Here is a 25,411-nt window from a genome sequence, read left to right on the forward strand (position 1 = left end):
GCCGAAGGGACCATTCTGGACGGCATGGAGCAAGTCGCCGCTGCGGCTGTCGTCGACGTACGGGGCATCGTGACGGGCTGGAGCGAGGGGGCCCGCCTGCTGACCGGCCGCACGGCCCGGGACGCGGTGGGCAGGCCGGCCGCCGACCTGCTCGCCGAGGCCCTTCCGGCGCGCGGGGACGGGGCCTGGACCGGCCCCGTCGTCGTACGTCACCGTGACGGCCACCCGGTCACCGTCACCGTCACGGCCTGCCCGGTGCTGGGCCCCGGCGGCGAGCCCGCCGGACTGGCCCTCAGCGCCGTACCACCGTCCCCGGACCCCGACCCGGAACCGACCGTCGCGGAGCGCGCCTTCCAGCAGGCCTCCATGTCGATGTCGGTCTTCGACCCCGGCCAGCGCTATCTACGCATCAACGACGCCGCCTGCCATGTGATGGGCGTGCCCGAGGAGGCACTGCTCGGCCGGCCCTTCCCGGAGACCGTCGAGGACGCCGTGCACAGCCGGGGCTTCAACTGGCACCTGCGCCACGTCTGCGAGACGGGCCGCCCGGTCCGCTACGAGAGCTTCACCGGCGCCCCGGCGCTGAACCGGGAACACGCCTGGAGCATCGAGATGTGGCCGGTCCGCGACGAGGCGGGCACCATCCTCGGCACCGCCCTGGCCGCCCTCGACAGCACCGAGCAGTACTGGGCGCGGGAGCGGCTGGCCCTCCTGAACGAGGCCGCGGCCGCCATCGGCACCACCCTGGACGTGGTGCGCACGGCCGAGGAGATGATCGGCATCATGGTGCCCCGGTTCGCCGACTTCGCCAGCGTGGACCTGTTCGACTGGGTACTGGGCGCCGACGAACCGCCGCCGATGCCGCCCGGCGAGGAGGTGGAACTGCGGCGCGTCGCTCACGGATCCGTCACCGAGGGCATCCCGGAAGCGGCCGTACACCTGGGGGAGGCGGACCTCTACCCCGCGTCCTCCCCGGTCGCCCGGGCCCTGCGGGAGGGCCGGGCCGTCATCAGTCAGGCGGGCGAGCCGCCGTTCATGCGGTGGGTCGAGGAGCGCAACGCCCGAGCACCGAAGGGACGCCCCCACCGTGAGGGCGTCCACTCGATGATGGCGGTGCCGCTGCGGGCCCGCGGCACCATCCTGGGTGTCGCCGTCGCCGTGCGCGTGGCCCAGCCGGACGACTACGCGGCCGACGACGCCGTCTTCGCCGAGGAACTCGCCAGCCGCGCCGCCGTCTGCGTCGACAACGCCCGCCGCTTCGCCCGCGAACGCACCACCGCCCTCACCCTCCAGCACAGCCTCCTCCCGCGCGGCCTGCCCGGCCAGGTGGCCGTCGAGGTCGCCCACCGCTATCTGCCCAGCGGCTCCACCGCGGGCATCGGCGGCGACTGGTTCGACGTCATCCCGCTCTCCGGCAGCAGGGTCGCCCTCGTCGTCGGCGACGTCGTCGGACACGGCATCCCGTCCGCCGCGACCATGGGCCGCCTGCGCATGGCCGTCCGCACCCTCGCCGACGTCGACCTGCCACCCGACGAACTCCTCACCCACCTGGACGACCTCGTCACCCACCTCGCGGCCTACGACGGCGGCGGCGAGGAGGTCGCGGAACTGGGCGCCACCTGCCTGTACGCCGTCTACGACCCGGTCACCCGCAAGCTCACCCTGGCCTCCGCCGGGCACCCCGCACCCGCCGTCGTCCTGGCCGACGGCACGGCCCGCCTGGTGCGGATGTCCCCCGGCCCGCCGCTGGGCGTCGGCGGGCTGCCCTTCGAGGCGGTCGAGCTGGAACTGGCCGAGGGCACCGTCGTCGCGCTCTACACCGACGGTCTGATCGATGCCCGCGACCGTGACGTCGACCGCTCCGCCACCGAGCTGTGCAACGCGCTGACCGCGCCGGTCGCCTCCCTCGACGCCCTCTGCGACACGGTCCTCAAGGCGGTCCTGCCGGAGGAGCCCAGCGACGACGTGGCCCTGCTCGTGGCCCGCACCCGCGCGCTCGGCGCCGAGCAGGTCGCCACCTGGGACGTGGGCCCGGACCCCGCCCAGGTGGCCGCCACCCGGCAGGCCGCCACCGAACAACTCGCCGCGTGGGGTCTGGAGGAGACCGCCTTCGTCACCGAACTCGTCGTCAGCGAACTCGTCACCAATGCCATCCGCTACGGCGCTCCCCCCATCCAGCTACGGCTGATCCGCGACCGCACGCTCATCTGCGAGGTGTCCGACGGCAGTTCCACCTCCCCACACCTGCGCCGCGCCCACGACTTCGACGAGGGAGGACGCGGGCTGCTGCTGGTCGCCCAGCTCACGCAGCGCTGGGGCAGCCGGCAGACGGGCCGCGGCAAGACCATCTGGTGCGAGCAGACGCTGACGCCGTCGCTGTGAGCGGACCGTGCGGCGCCGTCCAGGCTGCGGCGCCGCACCGCTCACGCCCCGGCAGCCACCTGGGCCAAAGTCCGCCCGGTGCGCACCGAGCGCGCCCGGCGCGGGTTGGGCGTGCCGGCCCCGTGCCCGGTGCCGCCGCCCGCCTTCACCAGCAGCCAGTCGTCCTCGCCCTTGAACCGGGTGAGGGCGTAGGTGCCCCGCAGTTTCGCCCCGTGCAGCCGGAAGGACACGTGTCCCCGGCGCAGGCCCTCCGCGAAACCGGCGTCGGGGCCGAGCGGCTCGTAGGTCCCGTGGTCCCACACGATCACGGTCCCGCCCCCGTACTCGCCCTGCGCGATCACGCCTTCGAAGTCCTCGTAGTCCAGCGGATGATCCTCCGTCGGCACGGCGAGCCGCTTGTCCTTCGGCCGCGCCGACGGCCCCCTCGGCACCGACCACGACTTCAGGACGTCACCCACCTGGAGCCGGAAGTCGAAGTGCAGCGTGCTCGCGTCATGGATCTGCACGACGAACCGGGGCCTTCCGCCCCCGGAGGGTGCCCGGTCCCCGGACGGCTCGCCGGTCCGGTCGAAGTCGCGCCTGCCACGGTAGTCACCGAGCCGCTCCCGCTCGTCCATCCGGTCCTCCTCCTTCCGGTCCCTGCGTCCGGCCCTGCACTTGCGCCGATGTGCCGGGTACCCGCGCGGCCCCGGCGGGGAAACTCGGGCCGGCTCAGAACTCCTCGTGACCCTCCGGATCCCCGCCCAGCCGCCGGGGCACCCGGTCCGTGATCGCCGCCATCTGCGCCGCGCCCAGCTCGAAGCCGAAGACGTCCAGGTTGGCCCGCTGCCGCTCCGGATCCGCCGACTTCGGGACGGGCACCGCGCCGAGCTGGAGGTGCCAGCGCAGGACGGCCTGGGCGGGGGTGACCCCGTGGGCCTCGGCGACGGAGATCACGGCCGGGTCGTCCAGCAGGGCCGAGCCACGGCCCAGCGGGCTCCAGCTCTCCGTGACGATGCCCTTCGACTCGTGGAAGGCACGCAGCGCGTCCTGCGGGAAGAGCGGGTGCACCTCGATCTGGTTGACGGCCGGCAGGACGCCCGTCTCCTTCTCCAGCCGCTCGATGTGAGCGGCGGTGAAGTTGGAGACGCCGATCGACCGGACCAGCCCCTCCTCCCGGAGCTTGATCATGGCCCGCCAGGAGTCGACGTACCTGTCGACGCGGGGCAGCGGCCAGTGGATCAGGTACAGGTCCACCCGATCGACGCCGAGGCGCCGACGAGACTGCTCGAAGGAGGCCAGCGTCTCGTCGTAGCCGTGGTGGCGGCCCGGGAGTTTCGTGGTCACCACGATCTCCTCGCGCGGCACGTCCGCGCGGGCGATGCCGCGGCCCACGCCGGTCTCGTTGCGGTAGTTCGTGGCCGTGTCGATCAGGCGGTAGCCCAGGCCGAGCGCCCCGGCCACCGCCTCCTCCGCCTGCGCGTCGTCCATCGGCCAGGTGCCGAGACCGATGGCCGGGAGCGTCGTCGTGTCGTTGAGCTTGTGGGCGGGGATGTGGTTCACCATCGGGCCTTCCCTCGGCTGCGTCGTCCCTCCAGCCTCACCGACCGGCCGGGGATCGACCAGCCGGAGCGGCGGCGGAGACGGGGGTGCAGGCGCTGTCGTCAGGCCGGCCGTTCGCTGACACGATCTTCGGGGAGCCCCACCGGCGAAGAGGACGAGCGGAGCACGCATGACGACCGAGTTCGACAGCGAGGCCAGGGACACGACGAAGGGCATGACGACGGACGCGGCGTTGGAGGAGCGTGTGCGGGCCGCCGGTCTGACGCTCCGGCCGGCCGCCGGGCACATCGGTGCCGACATCGAAGGCGCCGACCTGGCAGCCGGCCTCGACGACGAGCAGGTCACGGCGATCCGGGCGGCCGTGCTGCGCTGGAAGGTGGTCTTCTTCCGCGGGCAGCGCCTGGACCACGCCGGGCATGTGGCGTTCGCCCGTCGGTTCGGCGAACCGGTCGTCCTGCGCAAGCGCGGCAGCGCCTCCCCATCGGACTTCCCCGAGATCGAGACCACCGCCGACAGGCTGGAACTCGGCGGCCGGTTCGGCATGGACCACGAGGAGTGGCTCAGGCGTCGCCGGCACACCCTGCTGCGCGGCTGGCACTGCGACCACGGCGCGCGCGTCGACCCGCCCGCCGCGACGATCCTGCGCGCGGAGACCGTCCCGCCTTACGGCGGCGACACCACCTGGTCGAACCTGGCCGCCGCCTACGCCGGCCTGTCCGCGCCGCTGCGACGCTTCGCCGACGGACTGCGCGCCGAACACCGCCTCGGCGTCGGCTACCAGTCCCGCCCCGGCGACGACGCCTACGTCCGTCACCTCCTCGACCGCCAGGTGGCCTCCGTGCACCCGCTGGTACGGGTCCACCCCGAGACGGGCGAGCGGATCCTGTACGTCAACGGCTACTACGTCGAACAGATCACCGACCTCTCCCGCGCGGAGAGCGCGGCGATCCTGGAACTCCTCCTGGAGGAGGCGACCCGCCCCGAGTACACGGTCCGCTTCCGCTGGGAACCGGGCAGCGTCGCCTTCTGGGACAACCGCGCCACCATCCACCTCGCCCCCAGCGACACCACCCACCTCGGCTTCCCCCGCACCATGCACCGCGTGATGCTCACGGGAGACATTCCGGCCGGCGTGGACGGCAGGCCGTCGGAGCCGGTCACGGGAACGGAACCCGGCCGCTGGTGAGACCGCCCGACGGAGGACGCCTGGCACGCGCCCGCCGCGCGCACGGGCGGCAGGCGCCCGCGGCTCCGGGACGGAAGTGATGCCGGTGGACGGTCAGTCTCGTGGCCGCGGCGGGTCGGCTTCGTCGAACAGGCCGATGGTGAGAAAGCCCAGCTTGCGCAGCGGGCGTGGGGTGGACGGCATCGGTTCCTCCTCGTCGGTGGGCATCGCCGTACACCGGCTACTTCCGTGATCGGGTCGGGGGGCGGGTCAGGCCAGCGCGATGGTGACCTCGTCCTCGACCGGTGGGTCCAGTTCCTGCGCGCGGTTGCCGGTGGCCGCGTAGCAGCGCAGCCGCACGCTCTGCGGGCTCACGTCCAGACGCAGGAAACACTTGAAGAAGGGCGGGCTGTACGTCGCCGAACCCGGCGAGAACAGCGACGTGTAGATCTTGCGCACGGGCAGCCGGAACCGCGTCCCGCGGTCGGGGCGGCGGGCGGTGCCGAGCAGGGTGGCGACCAGCCGGATCCGCCGGGTGAGGCGCACCGGGCCGCCGGGGCCGCGGGTCGGCGGGATGCCCAGCCGCTCGGCGATCACCGCGGTCGCCTCGTCCTCGGTGAGCGAGAAGAAGCGCCGCAGCCGCAGCCGCCGGCCGTACAGGCGGCTGTAGAAGGCGAGGGAGTCGCCGCGCAGCGGATAGCAGCGGAAGCCGGCCTCTTCGACTCCGCCCACGGAGACCCGCGGGATGGTGTGCGTGGCGTGCATGAAGGCCCCGCCGCCGCCCGCGACGACGTACTGGAGGGTACGGCCGTCCGGCAGGGTCACCGGATACCGCTGGTAGTTGTGGATGTCGCCGCCGATCGCCGCGACGAAACGGTTCTCGGGGTCGCGCACGATCTCGTCGACCGTGCCGCCGCCCTCGATCGGGCAGGGCTGGTGCTCTCCGTCCACGTACAGCGGCGAGCCGGTGATCAGGATCTTCGGGCGCGGCCCCCGCGCCACCTCCCGCAGCCAGTCGCCCTGTTGGGCGTCCAGGGTGCCCAGCAGGCCGGTGTCTATGCCGATGATGCGCACCGGCCCGGAGTCGATCGCCCAGTACGGGCCCGGCTGTACGGCCTGTTGGGACGGATGCCCCCGCAACGCCCTTGCCCGGTCGAGGCGTCGGCCGTCCCCCGGACGCGGCCGGTGCCACAGCCGCGAGCGCAGCCAGGCCCGGCCGGACGGCCGGGGCGAGGGCTCCGCGGGCAGCGGCGGTGCGTCGCAGAAGACCCGCATGAAGGCGCCGAGGTCCTCGTACCAGTCGTGGTTGCCGGGTATCGCGTATATCGGGGCCCGGTAGTCGCGGTACGGGCGGAAGAACTTGCCGTCGTAGTCGTCCGCGCTGCCCACGGGATAGATGACGTCGCTCGCCAGGACGGCGAAACTGGTGTCCTGACTCATCTTCAGGAAGCCCGGCACGACGGCGTACTGGGGGTCGTCGCCCTCGCCGGTGTCGCCGATCACCATGAAGGAGAAGCGGTCCGGTTCGGGGCGCCGGATCACCTTGTCCGCCGGTGCCCCGGCCGCCGCCCGCTGCTCCACCCACCGGCCGCGCGTACGGCCGGTGGGGTCCCCGAACCAGGACGCCAGCACGCCGTTGCGCGCGGCCCACAGCATCCTGGGGTCCAGCCACGAGATCTTCTCGGTCTCGGCGGGCATCAACTGCCCGTAGGTGCCGGGATCGTGGGCGCCCCAGCCGGCGCCTTGGGCGGTATCGCGCGAGGAGTCAGACACCGGTGCACCGTAACAACGGGTCCGGGACGGGACGGTGGGCAGGGGGCCCGGTCATGCGCGCTCCCTCGGACGGTGTACCCGGCGGACCGGCGCACGCCTGGTACAGCGGCCGGGGAATGCCCGTCCGGCGGACGGGCGCGGCGAGTGTCATCCTCATCCGCCGCGCCGGGCACCGGATTTCACCCGCCCGCAATGTGCGCGGGAACGGCTGCGCCCGCGCACCCCTACCGCACGGCGGCCACCGGGCCGACTCCGCGCCGCACGCTCACCTGTCGCTCCACGAACGGCGGGGGACGGGCCGGCCGGCCGTCCGACCCTTCTCGGGGACGGCGGCCCGCCCGGCCCGTGCGGTCCGGTTCCAGTCCCCCTCGCCGAGCACCAGCAGCGGGTCGAACATCACCACCACCGCGGCCAGCAGCAGGAAGATCACAGGTCCGATGAGCATCGGCAGCAGCAGCGAGGTCGGTGCGTCGCTCGCCCAGGACGGGGACACCCCGTGCACATGGACACTGACCGCCGCCATGCCCGTGTAGTGCATCCCCGACACCGCCACGCCCATCACCAGGCTCGCCCCGAGGCTCGTCACGAACCCGCGGATCGAGACGGCCGCCCACAGGGCCGCCGTCGCGGCGACGACCGCGATCAGCACGGACAGCGCGACCGTGAACGGGTCGTAGCGGATGCTGCCCTCGAGGTGCATCGCCGCCATGCCCAGGTAGTGCATGGCGGCGACACCGAGTCCGGTCACGGTGCCCGCGAGGCACAGGGCCGCGACGCCGGCTCCGCGATACCCCACGATGAACACGCCGATCCCCACCACGACGACGGCGACCAGGAGACTCAGCAGGGTCAGGCCGGCGTCGTAGCCGATCCGGGCCTCCTCCACCTGGAAGCCGATCATGGCGATGAAGTGCATCGTCCAGATCCCGCAGCCGATCGACGCCGCCCCCAGCGCCAGCCAGCCGGGCCGCCACGACTGCCCGTCGAGCAGCGAACGCACGATGCAGCGCAGGCCCAACGCCCCTCCGAGACAGGCCATCACATACGCCGCCACGGGTGTCACCCACCCGTACCGGAACCCGTCGACCGTGCCGTCCATCACCGAACTCCCCCCAGAGTGACGGTTGTTGTGAAAGCAGGTCTACGGGGCGTGGGCCGGGGAAGCAAGCCTTTGCCGTGTGTCGTCATCGCGACGCGGCGCCGGAACCGGGCCGATCGCCCGGCTCCGCACGCGGACGTCCCGCACGCGGAGCCTCTCCGCGTGCGGGACGTGCACGGCCCTCAGTTCAGCGGGTCGAGCGTCAGGTACGCCTGGAGCGGCGACCCGTCGTGCACGAGCGACTCGTGCTGGCCGACGTCGTCGAAGGCGAACGCGTACGCCTTCCCGTCGGCCATCCGCGCATGGATATTGCGGGCGTAGTGGTTGGTCACCGTGTCCTGGTAGAAGCCCGCCGAGGTGGTGTCCGGCTGGTTCGGATTGGCCAGGAGCGTGGACCGGTTGAACCCGGCGCACAGCGTGCGCGAGATCGGCCCGCGTACGGCGTCGTTGGGGGCGTCCAGCAGCCGGTGGCAGCCGAACACGCTGCCCGCGTCCGGCTTCTGGAAGCTGGTGACCACGGCGCCCGCGCTGTTGGTGAAGTTCATGACGCCGCCGGAGACGCGGCCGAAGTATTTCGTGCCCGGCTGGTTCGCGAACGGCGTCACCGTCAGGGTCGAGGTCGCGTACTTCTGCCAGACGCGGTTGATGTAGTTGTCCAGGACGGTACGCGGTAGCGCCCCCGTCTCCACGCCGTACAGGGGGGACAGTGCCCGCAGGACGGTGCCGTCGGAGCGGGTCTGGATCAGGTTCGCCCAGCCGCCGGGCTGCCCGCGCAGCGCGTTGAAGAAGCCGTTGTAGCCGCCCGACCTGAGCCGGCCGGTACTGACCGTGCTCCCGTCGGAGCGCTGCACCCCGACCGCGTACGGCGCCGAGAACATGTCGACCTGGGTGCTGTTGAGCCACAGCCCCGAGTTGTTGAGCGTGTACTCCGACCAGTTGAACAGGATGTTGCGGTTCGGGTCGCTGGGGTTCTGCACGGCCGGCTGCACGAGCCCGCCCGTGGTCAGCCGGAACACCAGCTTCTGGCCGTACGAGAAGTAGATGCGGCCGGAGAACTTGGGGATCCGGATGGTCGCCGACTGGCCGGCGGCCGGGCCCGCGATCGAGGCGTCCGGCGCCGGGGTGGGCGGGTTGCCGCCCGCGGGCCAGGCGTGGAAGGTGCCGTTGGCGTCGGCCCAGCCCTGCTGACCGGTCGTCAGGAGGGTGCCGAGGTTGTAGACGTAGAGGGGTTCGCCGCGTCCCGAGTTGTTGGTGATCTTGAGGGGGATGGTGGCGGGGACGGCGGCCTGGGCCGGTGGGCCCAGGGTGAGCAATGTGCCGACGAGCGCGACGGCTCCTGCCGCTGCCGTCAGCCGGGATTTGAGTGTGCGGAACACTCTGCACCTCCGTGCGGGTAGGCCTGTGGGGTTGGTCCGTACCTGTTGGGAGCGCTCTCAACTTCGCAGCAGGTTGTGCGCATGTCAACGACTGCTGCGAGAAGAGGTGGCTGCGGGGGTGTCTGCGGCGGGTGCCCTGGGCCGGTGTGTGCTCCGCGCCGGCAGGGGTGCCGCAGTGCGCGCGGATGCTCGCATGCGCCCGTGGTCGCCCCGGAACGCGCGCGGGTGCTCGGGCCCGTTGTCGCCCCGGAGTCGGAAGGTGTGGGTGAGCAGGTCCGGCAGATGGTGCCAGGCCGCGTCGGCGTCCTGGAGTTCGGCGAGCGTGTCGACGGCGAAACGGTCGATCGGCCCGGCGGAGGAGCCGGACCGATCGGCATCGCTGTGTGCGCCATCGAGCCGGCGATGGCGGGGCCGGTGGCCGGTGCCCCGCTGCCTCGGCCTACTCGAAGCGTGAGGCGTCGCCCGCTCCGTACCGGATGATCTGTGCCTCGCCCTCCGAGAAGTCGATGACCGTGGTCGGCTCGGTGCCGCAGTCCCCGGAGTCGAGCACCCCGTCCACGGAGTTGTCGAGCAGGTCCTTGATCTCCCAGCCCTGGGTCATCGGCTCCTCCTCGCCCGGCAGCAGCAGTGTGCTGGAGAGCAGGGGCTCGCCGAGTTCGGCGAGCAGCGCCTGGGTGACGACGTGGTCGGGGATGCGCACGCCCACCGTCTTCTTCTTGGGGTGCTGGAGCATGCGCGGCACCTCCTTCGTCGCCGGGAGGATGAAGGTGTAGCTGCCGGGCGTCGTGGCCTTGATCGCGCGGAACACGTCGTTGTCGACGTGCACGAACTGGCCCAGCTGCGCGAAGTCCTGGCAGACGAGGGTGAAGTGGTGCTTGTCGTCCAGCTCGCGGATGGACCGGATCCGGTCCACGCCGTCACGGCTGCCGATCCGGCAGCCGAGCGCGTAGCAGGAGTCCGTCGGGTACGCGATCAGCGCGTCTGCCCGGATGGCCGCCGCGACCTGGGCGATGGTGCGCGGCTGCGGGTTGTCTGGGTGAACGTCGTAGTACTTCGCCATTGGGGGAGCTTATGCCGTGCGGCGGGGTCCGGGTCGCCACCGACGGTCCCTGGCGCCCGGCGCCTCGGGACCGACCGCTTTGACATGAGTATGCCGGTATACCTATCGTGGCTGTCATGTCCGACTCCAGCGCGCCCACCGGGGGCACCGACCGCCTGGCCGCCGAGCTGGCGGCCTGCCTCCCCGCGCTGCACCGGGCACTGGACCGACGGGTCGGTTCCACCTACCCGCACCCCAAGCCGGCCGAGGGACAGCTCCTGCTGCTCAGGTTCGTCGCGCGGCACGAGGGCACCACCGTGCGCGAGGCCGCCGACGCGCTGCTGATGAAGCCCAACAACGTCAGCGCCCTGGTCTCCCAGATGACCGAGCGGGGCATGCTGGAGCGCCGCCAGGACAGCACCGACAAACGCGTCGCCCACCTGTACCTGACGGCGACCTCCCGGCGGCGCCTCGCCGAGGTCCGCGACCTGGAGACGGGTTACCTCTCCGAGGCCCTGCTGTCCCTCACCGACGGCGAGATGGACGCCCTCGGCTCCGCGGTCGGCGCGCTCATCTCGCTGACGCGCCACCTGCACGCCGCGGCGCACTGAGACGGTGCGGGCCCTTCCCGGCCTGAAGCGGGGCGGGACGCTTCCCGGCCCGAGACGGGGCAGGCTCTTCCCGGCCTGAGACGGGGCGGGACGCTTCCCGCCCCGACCGAGGCCGGCCCTTCCCGGCCCGACCCGGGCGGGCACTCCTACGCCGTTCTTCCCCGCCGACGGGACTCAGCCCGCCCGAAAGCAGCCGTGGCGCCCGCCCCGTGGGCGGCGGCCGCCGCTCCCTTCGTAGAACCACGTACACAGACAAGGCTCCTCCATGCCATCCACCACCGTGGATCACTCCGGCGTGCCCGCGTCCACCGTGGCGCGGCCACCGGGCACCGGCCGCTTCCGCTCCAACGCCTGGCTCACCCTCTGCGCCGTCGCCTTCGGCCTGTTCATGGTCCAGCTCGACGCGTCCGTCGTCGCCATCGCCAACCCCGAGATCGGCCGCGACCTCGAGGCCTCCACCGCAGATCTGCAGTGGGTCACCAACTCCTACCTGCTGGCCCTGGCCGCCACCCTCATCCTTGGTGGCAAACTCGGCGACCGCTTCGGCCGGCGCACGTTCTACCTGGTCGGCGTCGTCGGATTCGCCGCCTCCTCGGTCGCCATCGGACTGTCCGGCTCCATCACCGGCGTCATCGTCTTCCGCGCCCTCCAAGGCGTCTTCGGCGGCCTTCTCATGCCCAACACGCTGGGGCTGCTGCGGGCGGTGTTCCCGCCGAAGAGGTTCGGCATGGCCGTCGGCATCTGGGCCATGGGGCCCGCCCGTCCGCCCACCCGGCCAGGCCGGCCGTGGGTGTCGTCGGTGTCCGGCCGGGCCCGTGCTTCCGCTGGGGCGGGACGCCGTCGTGGGCCTGTTCGGCCCGCGTCGGGCGCCCGTGCGCCTGTTCTCCCGGGCGGAGCGCAACCCTCGGACCTGGCCGCCCGGCCTCCCGCGCCCACCCCACTCCGGCTGGACTGCGGACGCGGATCGGGCCCCGTCCGCGTGCGTGAGGTAACGTCCCCGACCGATATGACTGGTTCGGCCCGCGAAGGGTCGTGAGGGACGAGGAGTGTGGGCCGACATGACCGGCCGGGACGGTGAGCGGCGCCACGCGGACATGACGGTGACCGGGCAGGCGGACTCGGCGTGGGCGCAGGAACTCCTCGACCATCTGCGGCCCACCGGACGGGACATCGCAAGGGTCGTCGACTGGCTCGGCGCCACCGTCGGGGCGAGCCTCGTCTCCCTGTGCGACGAGAACGGCACGCCCCTCGCCGGTTCCCCCGCACCGCTCGACGAGGGTCTGGTGACGGACATCGTGAGCGGCCGTCTCGCCTCCGCCTCCTGGGAGGGCGACGGCCGCCACCTGCGGCTGATCCGTGTGGAACTGCCCCCGCCCGCCGCGGTCGGCGTGCTCGCCGTCGTGCGGACCGCGCCCTTCGACCGGCGCGCCGGTGACATCGTGACCCACACGGCCGCCGCCCTCGAACTCCTCCTGCGCGCCCGTCGCACCGACGCCACCGGACACCGGCTCGCCCGCGCCACCTCCGACCTGCGCCTGGCCATCCTGCAACTGCTCATGGTCGAGGACACCAGCGCGGCCCGCAGGGTCGCCGCCGGTCTCTGGCCCGGCCTCCTCGACACCGACACGGCCTGCGTCTACGTCGTCGAGAGCACCCCCGAGTCACGCGACCGGCTCGCCGAGGCCTGCATCGAGGCCACCCGCGAACAGAGCCTGGTCGTGCGCTGCCCGGCCGTGGACGCCCACGTCATCGTGGTGACTCCGCGCGACACCGCGAGCGCCGACCTGCGCGACGTGTGCCGCCGGCACCCCGGCACCTTCCTCGGCGGCAGCGCCCGCCAGAGCCTCGCCCACACCGCCGCCGCCTACGGGCAGGCCGTCAGCGCCCTCGCCGTCGCCCACTTCCGCCCCGACAAGACGGCCGTCTACGCCGAACGCACCCACCCCGAGCGCCTGATGGACCCCGCGGTCCTGCGCGCCTGGACGACCCGGCTGCTGCGCCCCCTGGACACCCTCGCCCACCACACCCGTGCCGAACTCCTCGCCACCACCCGGCTGGGCCTGGAGTTCACCGCCGTCAGCGCGGCGAAGGTGCTCGGCGTGAGCCGCAACACCGTCCGCGCCCGCATGGAACGCGTCGAGAACCTCCTCGGCGCGGACTTCTCCGACCTCGCCGTCCGCGCCGCCGTACATCTCGCCCTGAACACCGAGGCCGGCCTCACCGAAGAGCGAGCCGCGGCGACCGAGGCCCCCGTCCGGCTCGGTGAGCTGCTCACCGGGCCCGCCCTGCGTACCTGGGCGCACGGCCTGCTCGCCCGCCTCGACTCCGACGGCCGCGACCTGCGCGGCACCCTGCGCGCCTGGATCTTTGCCGGCGGCAACGCCGAACGGGCCGCCCAACTGCTCGGCGTGCACGCCCAGACCGTCCGCGAGCACGTCCGCGGCGCCGAACCCGTCCTCGAACGCCGGCTCCTCGCCGCCGGCAGCGACCTGTACGAGGTGGTCCTCGCCCACCTGGCGAGCGGCGCGATCGACCCGCCCGACCTGCACATCGACCTCCTGGCCGACATCCGGCCGGACGTCCGGCCGGGCGTCGGCCAGGCGTAATCGGGCCATCCGGACTCACCTGTGCACAGGTGAGTCCTGCGGGCCCGCGAGCGGGCACCGGCACGATTCACAGCCGGTGCGTCGGGCGCGTAGTTTCGAGGAGCCGCGGGGGTTCGACCGGAACGGGGGACCGGTCGCACCCCCGCGATGCCGTCCGCGACGCCGCCGCGGCGACCGCGACCAAGGCTGCGACTGCGACTGCGACCAAGGCTGGAACCGCGACCGCGCCACCGGTCGCGGTCAGCCGCGCAGCCGGACCGGGATCGTCTGCCAGCCGCTCGCGATGAACGACGGCACCTGCTCCAGCTCCCCGGCGTCCGTGTCCAGCCGCAGCTGCGGGAACCGGTCGAACAGCGCGGGCAGCGCGGTGAGCGCCTCCATCCGGGCCAGCGGAGCACCGATGCACCGGTGGACGCCGATCCCGAACGCCAGGTGGTCGTCCGCCCGGCGCGCCGCGTCGAAGACCTCTGCGTCGGGGCCGTAGTGCGCCGGGTCCACACCCGCCGCCGCGTACGTCGTGACGATGGCGTCGCCGGCCGGGATCGTCACGTCGCCCACCTTCAGGTCGCTGACGGCGAACCGCAGCGGCAGCGTGGCGATCGACGGGTGCAGCCGCAGCGTCTCGTCGACGACCGCGTCCCAGCCCAGGTCCCCGCGCCGTACGGCCGCCAGTTGCTCGGGCGCGCGCAGCAGCGCCACCACGGCGTTCCCGACGAGGTTCACGGTGGTCTCGAACCCGGCCCCGATGACCAGCAGCAGCGTGTACAGCAGCTCCTCGCCGCTGAGCCGGTCGCCCTCCTCGTCGCGCACCCGGATCAGTTCGGTCGTCATGTCGTCGCCGGGGTGCTCGCTCTTGTACGCGATGAGCCCGCCCAGGACCGAGCCGATCCGTTCCTGGACGCGCGCGGCGTGCTCCGGGGTGGGGTCGGTGGTGTCCATGATCGAGGCGACCAGCCGGACGTGGTCCTCCCGCATGTCCTCGGGCACGCCGAACAGTTCGCAGATGATCCGCATCGGCAGGGGGTGGGCGAACGCGGCCTTCAGGTCGACCGTTTCGCCGCTCCGGTCGGCCGGGTCCCCGCCCCCGTCGAGGGTGTCCAGCAGTTCCGCCGTGATCGTCTCCACCCGCTGCCGCAGCGACTCGGTGCGCCGGGCGGTGAAGCTCGGCGCGACCAGGCGCCGCAGCCGGGCGTGGTCGGTGCCGTACGTGGAGAGCATGTTGACCACGCCGACCCAGCCGAGGATCCAGCCCCAGGTGGGGTGTGCGCCGAGTTCCGGCCACAGCCGCCAGTGTTTGCGCGGGTCCTTGCTGACCTGCGGGTCGAGGATCAGCTCCTTGAGGGTGTCGTACCCGGTGGGCGCCCAGGCGGGGATGCCGCCGGGCAGTTCGATGGGCACGATCGGGCCGAGCGCGCGCAGCCGGGCGCTCTCGGCGTGCAGGTCGGAGCCGAACGGGTCGAGGACGATGCGGTCGGTCGTGGTCACGAGGGAACTCCTGATCGGTGTGGCCGGTCGGCGGCACGGGGGCTGAAACGGACGGGCAGCGCGGTCAGGGAGCGGTGGAAGGGCCCCGGCCGCCAGGTGAGCCGCTCGCGGGGCACCACCGGGTCGAGGTCGGGCAGCCACTGGGTGAGCCGTTCGATCGCCTCGGTGACGATCAGCAGCGTGTGCTGCTTCACCGGGCAGGCGTGCGATCCGGCTCCCCACGACAGGTGCGAGGCGTCGTTGGGATGCCGGCCCGCCGTCACCTCCCGCTCGGCGCGGACGCCGAGTGCCCCGTACGACACCACCACGGGCACCGCGTCCCGCAGCCACACCCCGTGGAAGGAGACGGGCCGGCGGGCGTAGTAGATGCCGTAGTTGGACAGCGGTGTCTCGTGGTGCAGGACCTCGACGACCGCGTCCATGACGGGACGGGCGCCGCTGGTGAGGGTGGAGTAGTAGAGCGGGTTGCCCAGGATCCGCGACAGGGTGTTGGACAGCAGGTTCGCGGTCGGCTCGTAGCCGGCGCCGAGGGTGAGGAACACCTGCCAGGTGACCTCCTCGCCGGTGAGCCCGGCGGGGTGGCCGAGGAGCCGGCTGGGCAGGTCGTCGCCGGGCCGCTCGGCCTTGGCCGCGATCAGCTCCAGGACGTACCGGCCGAACTCGGCCTCGCCTTCGGCGGCCTGCGCGCCGCCCTCCATCATCTTGCCGAGGCCCGCCTCCAGCCGGTCGCCGGCGCTGTCCGGCAGCCCGAACAGGTCGTTGAAGACCAGCGCCATCAGGGGCCGCGAGAAGTCGGCGACGAGGTCGGCCCCGCCGTGCGGCCCGATCCGGTCCACCAGCAGCCGTACCGCGCGGTGCACCCGGGCCCGCAGGTCGTGCGGCTCCACCAGGTCGAACACGTCGATGAGGGTGGTGCGGTAGCGGACGTGGGCGGCGCCGTCGGCGAACAGGGCGTTGGGCCGCCACCGCATCATGCCGAGGACGGGGGAGTCTTCGGGGACGGTCCCCTCCCAGGCGCGCGGGTCGTGCGAGAACGTCTCCTCGTCGTGCAGGACGTCCAGCGCCGCCCGCCGGTCGGTGACCAGGTACGCCGGTACGCCGGGTGCCAACTCGGCCCAGCCGATCGGCCCCTGCGCGCTGAGGGCGGCGTAGTAGCGGTGCGGGTCCGACGCGAAGCCGTCCTCCCACAGCCGGACGGGAGCCGAGCGCGAGAAGTCGTGCCGGTCCGGGGGATAGGTGGTCACCGGGCCTCCGCCGGGTCGCGGGTGATCAGATGGTCGACGAGCGCGAGCAGCGCGTCGATGGAGGAGTCGGCGTCGCGCGCGTCGCAGGTCACCAACGGCGTGGACGGTTCCAGGTCCAGGGCCCGCCGCAGCCGTTCCTCGCCGTGGTGCGTGGGCGCGTCCGGGAAGGCGTTGAAGGCGACGGCGTAGGGCAGTCCGCTCTCCTCGACCAGGCCCAGCACGTCGAACGAGGCGTCGAGCCGGCGGCTGTCCACCAGGACGAGCGCGCCGAGCGCCCCGTAGGCGATGTCGTCCCACAGTGACCTGAACCGCTCCTGTCCCGGGGTGCCGAACAGGTAGAGGACCACCTGGCCGGGCAGGCTGATCCGGCCGAAGTCGATGGCGACGGTCGTCGTGGCCTTGTCCCGTACCCCGTCCAGGTCGTCCACCTGCGTGGACGCCTCGCTGAGGTGCTCCTCGGTGTGCAGCGGCCGGATCTCGGACACCGAGTCGATCAGGGTTGTCTTGCCCACCCCGAACGGCCCCGCGACCAGGATCTTCACCAGGTCACGGGCGGCGTCGGGCTGGTGGATCGCGCCGGGGGCGAGAGCGCCTGTCGTCACATTCCCGTCGTCGGCCCGCTGGGGCCGCGCGGCGTCAGGTGCGTGCTCTCGGCGTGCCGGGTGCGGGCCCTCGTACTGGTCGTCCGTGGGTCTGTGCCCGGTGCGGCGAGAGGGCGTGCAGGGCGTCGTGAGGCAGGCGGGAATGTGACGACAGGCGCTAGGCGTGCTTGAGGGCGCGGAGGCCATCGGCCACTCTCTTCAGCAGGTCGGGGTCGAAGCGGTCGGCGGGCGGGATCGGCGCGCGGGTGTGGATCAGGTCCCGGTCGGCGAGCCCGGCCGCCAGCACACACAGCGCGGAGACCGGTAGTCCGAGGAGCGCCGCCGCCTCCACCACCGCCAGGGAACCGCCCTCCAGGGCGTCCAGCAGGGCGAGTTCGGCGGCGGGCAGTCCGGGCGGCACGCTCTCCCCGGTGAGGGCGAGCACCGACAGCCGCTCCAGATGCGGACGGCTGGAGCGGGCCACACCGCCGGTCGACAGATACGCGGGAACAAGGGGACGGCCGGCCGGACGAGCGGTCATGCGGGGGCGTTGTCGTCGGCTCCTCGGGGCGCGGCCGCCATGGCCTTCTCGCCCAGCCGTGCCACCTGCGAGTGCACCCGGTGCGCCAGCAGGTCCAGCCGTACCTCGCCGTCGCCGTACGCGGCGACACAGGTGCCGTGGTCCGTCGGCACGATCAGCACATAGCCGTGGTCGGACTCGATGACGACCTGACGCACCTCGGCCTTGTCCCGGTCGGCGAACGCGGCCGCCGCCGTGCGGCACGCCCCCTGCACGGTGCTGCTGATGGCGGCCACCCGCTCCGCCGACGGCTGCGACAGCGCGTCGGTGTACCCCGTCACGAGCCCGTCGCGGGTCAGCATGACGGCGGCCACCACGTGCGGCACCTGGAGGATCGGCTCCAGCGCCCATGCCGTGTCGCCCGTGTTGCGGCTGGTCATCGGGCCGCTCCCCCTTCGTCGTGGGTGTGGTCGGTGTCGTGGGCCGCCGCGGTCGGCGCGCCGGCCAAGGGTGCGGCCTCGGCGCCGGAGCGTGCCGCCGCGGTGCCGGACTGGAGCGCGCCGAGCGCCGCCGCGGCCTCCTCCGGCCGCCGGGCCGGCGTTGAGGACGCGGGCGGAGCGGACGGTTCGGATACGGCGGCGGCCGGGGCGGGCCGGGTCCGGCGGCGACGGCGCTGCGGCAGCCCGTCCCCGTCCCCGTCCCCGTTCTCGTCCGTGGGCGTGTGGTGCCCCGGTGCGTCCGCCACGGCGTCCTCCGTGCCGTAGGCGTGCGTCGGGGCCGGCGCGGCGGGGACGGATGTGCGGGTGGTGCGCGGGGCGCTCGGGGCCGGCGGCCGGTCGGCCGGGTCCAGGCGGCTCAGCAGGTGGCTGTCCACCCGCAGCACCGCGCGCACCCCGCCGTAGGGGGAGGCCGACGAGACGTCGACGCCCAGGTCGAACTGGCGGGTGAGACGGCCGATCGCGGCAAGGCCCATGCGCGGCGGATCACCCAGGTCGGTCAGGAGGATAGGGGCGTCGCCGGCCACCAGCCGCTGGGCGCGGTCGCGTTCGTCGCGGGTCATGCCGAGGCCCGCGTCGTCCACGGTGACGCACACCCCGTGGTGGACGTGTTCCAGGCTCACCACGACGTCGGTCTCGGGCGCGGAGTGGCGCAGCGCGTTGTCGAGGAGTTCGGCGACGATGATGGCGACGGGTTCCACCGCGTGCGAGACCAGCGCCGTACCGGCTTCCAGGTGGTTGTGCACCTTGACGCGCTGGTAGCCCGCGAGCCGGGCCTGGCCGCCGGTGACCGCGTCCACCAGGTGCGACTCCTCGCGTGCGAGCCCCACCCAGGCCCCGCACACCACGGCGGCGACCTGGGCGCGCCGCAGCGACTGCTCGTTCTCGTGGTCGAGCTGGAACAGGGTCTGCGCCAACTCGGGGTCGTCGTAACGCTGTTGCAGTCGGCGCAGGGCGTCCTGAAGCCGGTACAGGGCTGCCTGGATCTCCCGTGTGGCGCCGCGCATGCCGGCCTGTGCGGCCGCGTCGACCCGGGTGCGCTGGGAGGCCACCTCCGCCTGGAGCGCCAGAAGCACGTTCTCCAGGGCGATGCCGAGCGGGGTGCCGGCCGTCAGCGGCTGGAGGGGGCCGGGCACGGCCAGGTGTGGATGGGCCACCCGCTGGGCGGCGGCGGGCACTCGTCGTGCCGCGAGATGCTCGACCTCGGCCGTGAACGCCCGCAAGGAGCCGTCGAGTTGTGTGCGCAGGGCGGATATCTCCGCCCGCTGCCTGGTCTGTTGCCGTCGTAACCGCAGCAGCCCGCCGCCGAGGGCGAGCGCGGACAGTGTGCCGGCGGCGAGGCCACCGGCCACCAGGTCCGGTAGTTCGATCATCGATTCGGTTCCAGGGTGGGTCGGCGTTCCGGGGAAGGGCGGGGCAGGGGGCCCGAGAGGTGGGACCGGGCACCCGGAGCACAGTACACACCGTCATCGACCGATCTCGCACGGTCGAGCAAGACTTCAGGCCGAAAGTGCCCGGTATCTGTTCGCTTCTGCGTCGACTGTCGGAAATGCCGTACGTCGCAAGCGAGTTGGGCCGCTCCCGAGGAGCACCGCGCGCAGGTCCGGTCGCCGGACGGTGACGTGCTCCGAGCGGGATCCGCTCTCCCCCTTCCCGGAGCGCGGGAACCGGGCGCGTACCGCCGGCGCGTGCTCCGCGTCGCTCCGGAAATGGACCGGCCTTCCCGCCGCCCATGAGGCCTTCCTGCCGGACACCGGTCTACGCCCGGCTCGTCGCCCAGTGGCGTGCCCGAGGCCGGACCATGCCCGCCCGTCACGACGTGCGGTGGGTGCCCCTCGCCGGGCTCACCGTGCGGAGCTGGTGGCACCCCGCGGCGGCGGGAGAACGGCCAGGGTGCCGTTGGCCTGGCGCAGCGCCAGTTCCAGGGTGATGGGGGAGTGCAGCGCACCCGTCCCGTCCGGTGGGATCAGCCACTCCAGGAAGCGGGCCGACCGGTACGGCGGGGGTACCGCGACCCAGGACCCCCTGCCGACGTGTCTGAGCCCCTCGCCGATCCAGCGGCTCGCGGGATCGGGCGGCAGGAAGAAGCCCACCCGCTGGGCCGCCGTGTCCACGAGGGTCGGCCCCGGCACGGGCAGCGTCGGCTGCCACAGCAGGTCCAGGGTGAGAAGGCCCAGGCGGTCCGGCACGCTCAGCACGTTCCAGTAGCGGCCCGCCTCCAGCAGAGTGACGCCGTGCCCGTGATCCCACTCCCGCTTGCAGGTGCGCGGGTCCGTCGCGGCGGCGGCGAGCCACTCCACGCCGCGCGCCCACATCGCATAGCTCATCATCCGGCTCCGTCCGAGGTCCGCCCGGAACCTGTGGACGCACGCGGGCGCGCCCTGGGCCGGGGTCCGGCTCGTCGGCAGCGCGCCGACTCGGCATCTGCATGCTGGTAGATATTTCTACGTGGCGGAAGGGGTGGCGAACCGTGGCGTTTTGGTCTGGTTCGTTCGACTCTCGCGTCATTGTTCGGCCGACCGGCCGGGCAGCGGGAGCCGGGCGGGCCGGCGCGCGCCCCGCCAGGGGGCTGAGGGTCTGCGGCAGGCCCCGCCACGGGGTCGATGGCCCGGCACGCTCGCTGAGCGGGGGAGCGGGGGAGCGGGGGGCCGGGGGCCGCGACAGCGGGAGACCGGGGGTCGGGAGACCGGGAAGCCGGGAGGCCGGGGAGGCCGGGAGGCGGGAAGCTGTGGGCCGGACGGCCCGGCCCGGTGTGCCCGTGGCCCCCATGGGTACCCGGCAGCGGCAACGACCACGTCGACAGCACGCTGGGAGGAGGCCCACATGGCCACTGGAGCAGAGACCGGCGATGTGACCGGTACGCGGGACAAGGACTACAACCTCATCTGGTACGTCGAGGCGTGCCTGAACAACGCGCTGCGACTGGAGACCTACATCCAGGACGCCGAACGCGACAAGGACACCGAGGTCGCGGACCTGTTCCGCAAGGCCCAGGCGGACAGCCGCAAGGGTGCCCAGATGGGCAAGGATCTGCTGCGCGCCCGCCTGAACGGCGGCTGATCCTCGCGGCAGCCATGGGCCCGGACGCCGTACGACGAAGGTCGCGGCGGCCGGGCCCCGGTGCGGGTGGGAGAGCGGTCAGGGCAGCGGGGGTGCCGGCACCGAGGGCTCCGACTGCCGAAGCTCGGCCAGCAACTCGTGCTGCCCGGCGATCAGTTCGGTCAGGATGCGGCGGGCCGCGCGGAGCAGTTCGGCGACATCACCGCCGGCCAGCGCGTAGCTGACCGTCGAACCCTCCCGGATCGAGACGACGATCCCGGAACGCCGCAGCACGGCCAGCTGCTGGGACAGGCTGGACGGTTCGATCTCGATCTCGGTGAGCAGGTCCCGCACGGCGACGGGCCCGCCCTGAAGCAGTTCGAGGACCCTGATGCGCACCGGGTGCCCCAGCATGCGGAAGAACTCGGCCTTGGCCTGATAGAGGGGGACCTGCATGGTCGATCGCTCGCTCCCTGCCGTTCTCGGGTCCTGCGTGGCGTCATGATCCTGGCGACTTCGGGCTCCGCACGCCCCGGTGATGCACTGATGTTGATGTGTCGAGATATCGAGGTGCCGAGGTGTCGAGATGAAGAAATCTTCAATTCGCGGGCGTGCGAAGCCGTTCGTCACGGAGCCGGCTACACCTCGAGTTCCGTCTCGATCCGCTTGAGCTGGTGACGGGCCATCGCGAGGTTGGACCGGCCCCGGTCCAGGACCAGGTAGATGAACAACCCGCTGCCCTGCCGCCCCTTCACCAGCCGGATGAGGTGGTACTGGGTCCCGAGGGTGATCAGGATGTCCTCGATCTCACCCTTCAGCCCGAGGTGCTCCATCGTGCGGACCTTGGCGCGGATCACGTCGGTGTTGCCCGCGGCGGCGACGGCCAGGTCGAGGTCCTTGCCGCCGCCCAGCGTGCCGAGCGCCATGCCGCTGGTGTAGTCGACGACGGCCGCGCCCAGTGCCCCCTCCACCACGGTCATCGTCTCCTTGAGGGAGATTTCCACATTGGTCATGGCGGTCCTCCTACGGCTTCTGCCGGTTGCACGGGTCCGGGCTCCTCCGGCCCCGTTCGTGTCCCGAACCGTACGGAGGGGGTCGCTCGCAAGAGTGACACCTTCCGGGACTGGCGCAAGGAACTCCGGAACGTGTGAACGAGTGCCGCACTTTGATCACAGGGGATATGGAAGCTGACCGTACGGCGGGCCAGACGCGGCCCAGGTGCGGCCCAAGTGCGGTTTCCCGGAGTGGAGTTGACGCGGATGTAGGGTGGGCCGCACCGGGGTCGCGCGGCCCCGCAGGCCGTGGCGCCGTGGCGGAGCGGCCCATCGCACCGTCGCGGGGGAGACCCTCCCCGTGACGCTTGACGGGATCGGGCGGGTCTGCCCGTACTCGTCCGCGGGTTCGAATCCCGTCGGCGTCGCGGCCGCCCACCCCGACCGGTGCGCGCGGTCACTCCACCGGCAGGGCCGCCGCTTGCGGCGGGCCGCCCGAGCGGGCAGGGTTCGATGCCGTGGCCACCTTGCTGATCGTCCATCACACACCCTCGCCGAACTGCCAGGCGATGTTCGAAGCGGTCGTCCAGGGCGCGTCGGCGCCGGAGATCGAAGGCGTCCGTGTCGTCCGCCGGGCCGCCCTCGCCGCCACCGCCTCCGACGTCCTGGCCGCCGACGGCTACCTGCTGGGCACACCGGCCAACCTGGGCTACATGTCGGGTGCCCTCAAGCACTTCTTCGACCAGGTGTACTACCCCTGCCTCGACACCACCCGAGGCCGCCCCTTCGCCTACTACGTGCACGGCGGCAACGACGTCACCGGCGCCGTACGCGGCATCGAGGCCCTCACGACCGGCCTCGGCTGGCGCCGCGCGGCCGAACCCGTCACCGTCACCGGTGAGCCGGGCAAGGCCGACGTGGAGGCCTGCTGGGAACTCGGCGCGACGACGGCCGCCGGTCTCATGGTGTGACGACGGCCGCCGCCCACCTGCGTGAGGTCCGCCCCGTCTCCAGCCCGGTTCTCGCTCTGCTCCTCAGTCCCACAGCGGGTAGGTCATGACCTTCGCGAACTGCTCCGGCCGCTGGGCCGGGTACTCCAGGACGATCCGGTCGTAGCGCTGCGTCCGCAGGTCCTTCTTCCAGGGCTGCGCCTTGTCCAGCCGTACGACCACCGGGTACGAGTGGAAGGTGCCGGCCGCGCAGTAGGGCTTGCAGTCGTTGACGACGTTGACTCCCGTGGCCTTCGCGGACCTGGCGTTCCAGTGGTCCCACTTCAGTGAGGCAAGCCGGCTGTTGCCGTCGCCGCAGGCCAGGATGAAGGCGTCGGGCCGCACCTGCGGGTGCCAGAGGCAGTCGACCAGGACGGGTGACCCTCCCGGCGGCGCGGTGGGCGGTGACGCGGCGGGCGCGGCCGAGGCCGTCCCGACCGCCGCGGTGAGTCCCAGCGCCGCACAGAGCAGCGCCGCCGTCCTCGTCGTCCTGTGGTGTCCGCGCATGTCCGCTCCCGCCCGTCTCGGGCCCCGGGCTGTGCCCCGCGCCCCGTGAGGTTCCGTACCGACGGTACGTCGCCGCGCCGACACCGACCACTCGAACGGCCCACAGCCGCGCCCCGCCGCCGGCGCAAGGCCCCGACCGCGGCGTACCAGTGTCCGGATCGACGTATCAGCTCGTCGACGGCGACCGGCCGGGGCAGCGGACGTACGACCTGAACCAGGGCACCTCCGGCGCCGTCCCGATCCGCAGACCACACCGAAGCCGAAGGGGAACGGTCATGTCCGCGACCGACGACGAACGCCTGACCGGCCTGGCCGCCTCCCTCGCCCGCGACGACCCCCGGTTCGCCCGGTCGCTGGACGAGGGGCGGCCGGCCCCGCCCCGCGAGTACCGCCGCCTGCGCGGCTGGTCGTGGGCTCGCCGTAGCGACCGCCGCGCTGATCGCCGGCGTGGTCCTGCCGCACGGCCTGCTCCTCGCGGGGGGCCTGGTCCTGGCAGGCCTGTCGGCCCAGCTCTTCGACCCTCACCTGTTGCGTCCTCACCTGTCGGGCCCTCGCCGGCGGCGGCCCCGCGGTCGAGGCCCCGCGGTCGAGCCCGCCGCGGGGCCTTTGGGCGGCGTTTGTTAGGCTCCGGGGGCCTTTCCACGGGGGAAGTCCGGTGAGAGTCCGGCGCTGACCCGCAACGGTGTGCGCGACGACCTGACGGTCCGTCGCGTGAGCCCGATCGCCCGTGGTGGGCAGCGACCCGTTGACTGCTCGCCGAGGACTGCGAGAGGGGGACCGCGCGGCCCGCGGGCCGAACGGGCTGTCTCACGGTCCATCAGGCGGCCGAGGTGAAGGACCGCCACCGCCCGTGCTCCGAAAACCCACGGCGAGCCGCAGCCGTAAGCACCTCGTGCCCCTGGCCGCCGCACTGGGCCTCGTCCTGCTCCTCTCCCTGCTGTGCGCGGTCGCCCTGGGCGCCACGGGCATCGGGGGCGCCCAGGTGCTCCGGCTGCTGTGGGCAGGCCTCACCGGCGGAACCGTCCCCGCCCGGGACGGCGCCGCGTACACCATCGTCTGGGAGATCAGGCTGCCGCGCGTCGTGCTCGGCGCCGTCGTCGGGGCCGGGCTCGCCTCCGTCGGCGTGGCCGTGCAGGCGATGGTCCGCAACGCCCTCGCCGACCCGTTCGTGCTGGGCATCTCCTCGGGCGCGGCCGTGGGCGCCAACGCCGTCATCCTGCTCGGCGCGTTCGCGGGCCTCGGCGTCTGGGCGCTGTCGGTGTCCGCGTTCGGCTCGGCGCTCGCCGCGATGGCGCTCGTGTACGCCGTCGCCCGCACCCCGAGCGGTCTCACCCCGCTGCGGCTGATCCTGACCGGGACGGCCCTGGCGTACGGCTTCGAGGCCCTGACGACCGTGATGGTGTTCGGGGCGGCCCGCGGCGAGGCGGCCCGCTCGGCGATGATGTGGCTGCTGGGCAGCCTCGGCGGCGCGACCTGGGCGCAGGTGCCGATCGCCGCCGTCACCGTCACCCTCGGCTGGGCCTGGCTGCGCCGGCGGGCCGAGGCGCTCAACGCCCTCGCGATGGGCGACGAGACCGCCGCCGCGCTCGGAGTCCGACCGGCCACGCTGCGCCGCGAGCTGTTCCTCGTGACGGCGGCCGTGACCGGGACCGTCGTCGCGGTGAGCGGCGCGATCGGCTTCGTCGGCCTGATGGTGCCTCACCTCGTGCGGATGGTGGTCGGCGCCGACCACCGCCGCGTACTGGTCCTGGCCCCTCTCGCCGGAGCCCTCCTGCTGGTCTGGGCGGACCTGCTGTCCCGGCTCCTGCTCGCGCCGGCCGAACTCCCCGTCGGCGTGGTCACCGCCGTCGTCGGAGTACCGGCGTTCCTGCTGCTCATGCGGCGCGAGCAGGAGCCGGGACAGCAGGTCCGCCCAGACCAGCAGGAGGGCTCCGGCGAGAGGGGCCAGGACCAGTACGCGGCGG

The 25,411-nt window shown here is 73.0% G+C and carries 23 protein-coding genes, 1 tRNA gene, 1 pseudogene and 1 riboswitch; of the genes and pseudogenes, 9 read left to right on the plus strand and 16 right to left on the minus strand.

The genetic code is table 11. From position 1 onward, the window contains the following. The first annotated feature begins 24 nt into the window (after nucleotides 1–24). A complete protein-coding gene (locus P1P75_RS14580; protein WP_319255319.1) occupies nucleotides 25–2,382 on the plus strand; it encodes a SpoIIE family protein phosphatase in 2,358 nt (785 codons plus the stop codon). A 41-nt stretch (nucleotides 2,383–2,423) separates the two neighbouring features. On the opposite strand, the gene P1P75_RS14585 is transcribed toward P1P75_RS14580, so the two are convergent. Then, complete coding sequence (locus P1P75_RS14585) at nucleotides 2,424–2,999, minus strand: DNA polymerase ligase N-terminal domain-containing protein (RefSeq protein WP_319255321.1); 576 nt, start codon at nucleotides 2,997–2,999, stop codon at nucleotides 2,424–2,426. A 94-nt stretch (nucleotides 3,000–3,093) separates the two neighbouring features. After that, on the minus strand, nucleotides 3,094–3,927 hold the full coding sequence (locus P1P75_RS14590; RefSeq protein ID WP_319255323.1) for an aldo/keto reductase: 834 nt from the start codon (nucleotides 3,925–3,927) through the stop codon (nucleotides 3,094–3,096). Between the two features lie 211 nt (nucleotides 3,928–4,138). Here P1P75_RS14590 and P1P75_RS14595 point away from each other — a divergent pair, with 211 nt between their 5' ends. Further along, a complete protein-coding gene (locus P1P75_RS14595; RefSeq protein WP_319255355.1) occupies nucleotides 4,139–5,110 on the plus strand; it encodes a TauD/TfdA family dioxygenase in 972 nt (323 codons plus the stop codon). A gap of 249 nt (nucleotides 5,111–5,359) precedes the next feature. Here the strand turns inward: P1P75_RS14595 and P1P75_RS14600 are convergent, their stop codons facing one another. The 4 genes from P1P75_RS14600 to P1P75_RS14615 all read right to left on the minus strand — a co-directional run bounded on the left by P1P75_RS14600 (nucleotide 5,360) and on the right by P1P75_RS14615 (nucleotide 10,397). Next, complete coding sequence (locus P1P75_RS14600) at nucleotides 5,360–6,862, minus strand: metallophosphoesterase (protein ID WP_319255325.1); 1,503 nt, start codon at nucleotides 6,860–6,862, stop codon at nucleotides 5,360–5,362. A gap of 265 nt (nucleotides 6,863–7,127) precedes the next feature. Beyond that, nucleotides 7,128–7,961 carry an MHYT domain-containing protein gene (locus P1P75_RS14605; protein ID WP_319255327.1) on the minus strand — a complete coding sequence of 278 codons (834 nt, stop codon included), beginning with the start codon at nucleotides 7,959–7,961 and terminating at the stop codon, nucleotides 7,128–7,130. A 182-nt stretch (nucleotides 7,962–8,143) separates the two neighbouring features. Next, nucleotides 8,144–9,337, minus strand: a complete 1,194-nt coding sequence (locus P1P75_RS14610; protein WP_319255329.1) for a glycoside hydrolase family 64 protein — start codon at nucleotides 9,335–9,337, stop codon at nucleotides 8,144–8,146. A gap of 439 nt (nucleotides 9,338–9,776) precedes the next feature. Next, nucleotides 9,777–10,397 (minus strand): L-threonylcarbamoyladenylate synthase, encoded by a 621-nt coding sequence (locus P1P75_RS14615; protein ID WP_319255331.1) that lies wholly within the window; start codon nucleotides 10,395–10,397, stop codon nucleotides 9,777–9,779. 116 nt (nucleotides 10,398–10,513) lie between these two features. Between P1P75_RS14615 and P1P75_RS14620 the strand changes: the two genes are divergently transcribed. The 3 genes and pseudogenes from P1P75_RS14620 to P1P75_RS14630 all read left to right on the plus strand — a co-directional run bounded on the left by P1P75_RS14620 (nucleotide 10,514) and on the right by P1P75_RS14630 (nucleotide 13,593). Continuing rightward, nucleotides 10,514–10,987 (plus strand): MarR family transcriptional regulator, encoded by a 474-nt coding sequence (locus tag P1P75_RS14620; RefSeq protein WP_319255333.1) that lies wholly within the window; start codon nucleotides 10,514–10,516, stop codon nucleotides 10,985–10,987. Nucleotides 10,988–11,252: 265 nt separating this feature from the next. Then, a pseudogene (locus P1P75_RS14625) lies at nucleotides 11,253–11,738 on the plus strand (MFS transporter); the annotation flags it as partial. 307 nt (nucleotides 11,739–12,045) lie between these two features. Beyond that, on the plus strand, nucleotides 12,046–13,593 hold the full coding sequence (locus P1P75_RS14630; RefSeq protein ID WP_319255335.1) for a helix-turn-helix domain-containing protein: 1,548 nt from the start codon (nucleotides 12,046–12,048) through the stop codon (nucleotides 13,591–13,593). A 240-nt stretch (nucleotides 13,594–13,833) separates the two neighbouring features. Here P1P75_RS14630 and P1P75_RS14635 read toward each other — a convergent pair whose 3' ends face one another. From P1P75_RS14635 to P1P75_RS14665, 7 genes are all read right to left on the minus strand, one after another. After that, entirely contained in the window at nucleotides 13,834–15,078 is a 1,245-nt protein-coding gene (locus P1P75_RS14635) for a cytochrome P450 (protein WP_319255337.1), read from the minus strand. Beyond that, the gene (locus P1P75_RS14640; RefSeq protein ID WP_319255339.1) at nucleotides 15,075–16,322 is read right to left on the minus strand and encodes a cytochrome P450; all 1,248 of its coding nucleotides are present in this window, start codon (nucleotides 16,320–16,322) and stop codon (nucleotides 15,075–15,077) included. The genes P1P75_RS14635 and P1P75_RS14640 overlap by 4 nt, the downstream gene beginning before the upstream one ends. Further along, nucleotides 16,319–16,924: an ATP/GTP-binding protein gene (locus P1P75_RS14645; protein ID WP_319255341.1), complete on the minus strand. Its 606-nt coding sequence runs from the start codon at nucleotides 16,922–16,924 to the stop codon at nucleotides 16,319–16,321. Before P1P75_RS14645 ends, P1P75_RS14640 begins: the two co-directional genes overlap by 4 nt. A 157-nt stretch (nucleotides 16,925–17,081) precedes the next feature. Continuing rightward, the gene (locus P1P75_RS14650; RefSeq protein ID WP_319255343.1) at nucleotides 17,082–17,444 is read right to left on the minus strand and encodes a DUF742 domain-containing protein; all 363 of its coding nucleotides are present in this window, start codon (nucleotides 17,442–17,444) and stop codon (nucleotides 17,082–17,084) included. Then, nucleotides 17,441–17,863, minus strand: coding sequence for a roadblock/LC7 domain-containing protein (locus P1P75_RS14655; RefSeq protein ID WP_086769985.1), 423 nt, complete (start codon nucleotides 17,861–17,863; stop codon nucleotides 17,441–17,443). The genes P1P75_RS14650 and P1P75_RS14655 overlap by 4 nt, the downstream gene beginning before the upstream one ends. Continuing rightward, nucleotides 17,860–19,293: an ATP-binding protein gene (locus P1P75_RS14660; RefSeq protein WP_319255345.1), complete on the minus strand. Its 1,434-nt coding sequence runs from the start codon at nucleotides 19,291–19,293 to the stop codon at nucleotides 17,860–17,862. Before P1P75_RS14660 ends, P1P75_RS14655 begins: the two co-directional genes overlap by 4 nt. 471 nt (nucleotides 19,294–19,764) lie before the next feature. Then, nucleotides 19,765–20,247: a hypothetical protein gene (locus tag P1P75_RS14665; protein WP_319255347.1), complete on the minus strand. Its 483-nt coding sequence runs from the start codon at nucleotides 20,245–20,247 to the stop codon at nucleotides 19,765–19,767. 496 nt (nucleotides 20,248–20,743) lie between these two features. Here P1P75_RS14665 and P1P75_RS14670 point away from each other — a divergent pair, with 496 nt between their 5' ends. Next, nucleotides 20,744–20,980, plus strand: coding sequence for a hypothetical protein (locus P1P75_RS14670; protein WP_319255349.1), 237 nt, complete (start codon nucleotides 20,744–20,746; stop codon nucleotides 20,978–20,980). Nucleotides 20,981–21,058: 78 nt separating this feature from the next. Here the strand turns inward: P1P75_RS14670 and P1P75_RS14675 are convergent, their stop codons facing one another. After that, nucleotides 21,059–21,415 (minus strand): helix-turn-helix transcriptional regulator, encoded by a 357-nt coding sequence (locus P1P75_RS14675; protein WP_086769988.1) that lies wholly within the window; start codon nucleotides 21,413–21,415, stop codon nucleotides 21,059–21,061. A 182-nt stretch (nucleotides 21,416–21,597) separates the two neighbouring features. Further along, entirely contained in the window at nucleotides 21,598–21,972 is a 375-nt protein-coding gene (locus P1P75_RS14680; RefSeq protein ID WP_086769989.1) for a hypothetical protein, read from the minus strand. A gap of 290 nt (nucleotides 21,973–22,262) precedes the next feature. Here P1P75_RS14680 and P1P75_RS14685 point away from each other — a divergent pair. Continuing rightward, nucleotides 22,263–22,379: transfer RNA gene (locus P1P75_RS14685), tRNA-OTHER, on the plus strand. Between the two features lie 90 nt (nucleotides 22,380–22,469). Beyond that, nucleotides 22,470–22,922, plus strand: a complete 453-nt coding sequence (locus tag P1P75_RS14690; RefSeq protein ID WP_319255351.1) for an NAD(P)H-dependent oxidoreductase — start codon at nucleotides 22,470–22,472, stop codon at nucleotides 22,920–22,922. Nucleotides 22,923–22,985: 63 nt separating this feature from the next. Here the strand turns inward: P1P75_RS14690 and P1P75_RS14695 are convergent, their stop codons facing one another. Further along, the gene (locus P1P75_RS14695; protein WP_319255353.1) at nucleotides 22,986–23,447 is read right to left on the minus strand and encodes a hypothetical protein; all 462 of its coding nucleotides are present in this window, start codon (nucleotides 23,445–23,447) and stop codon (nucleotides 22,986–22,988) included. A gap of 605 nt (nucleotides 23,448–24,052) precedes the next feature. After that, nucleotides 24,053–24,191, plus strand: a riboswitch (cobalamin riboswitch). A 148-nt stretch (nucleotides 24,192–24,339) separates the two neighbouring features. Between P1P75_RS14695 and P1P75_RS14700 the strand changes: the two genes are divergently transcribed. Continuing rightward, a partial coding sequence (locus tag P1P75_RS14700; protein ID WP_319255357.1) for an iron ABC transporter permease occupies nucleotides 24,340–25,411 on the plus strand: 1,072 nt, incomplete at its 3' end.

Origin of the sequence: Streptomyces sp. ID05-39B (assembly GCF_033794725.1) — a bacterium.
Classification (GTDB): Bacteria; Actinomycetota; Actinomycetes; order Streptomycetales; family Streptomycetaceae; genus Streptomyces; species Streptomyces bobili.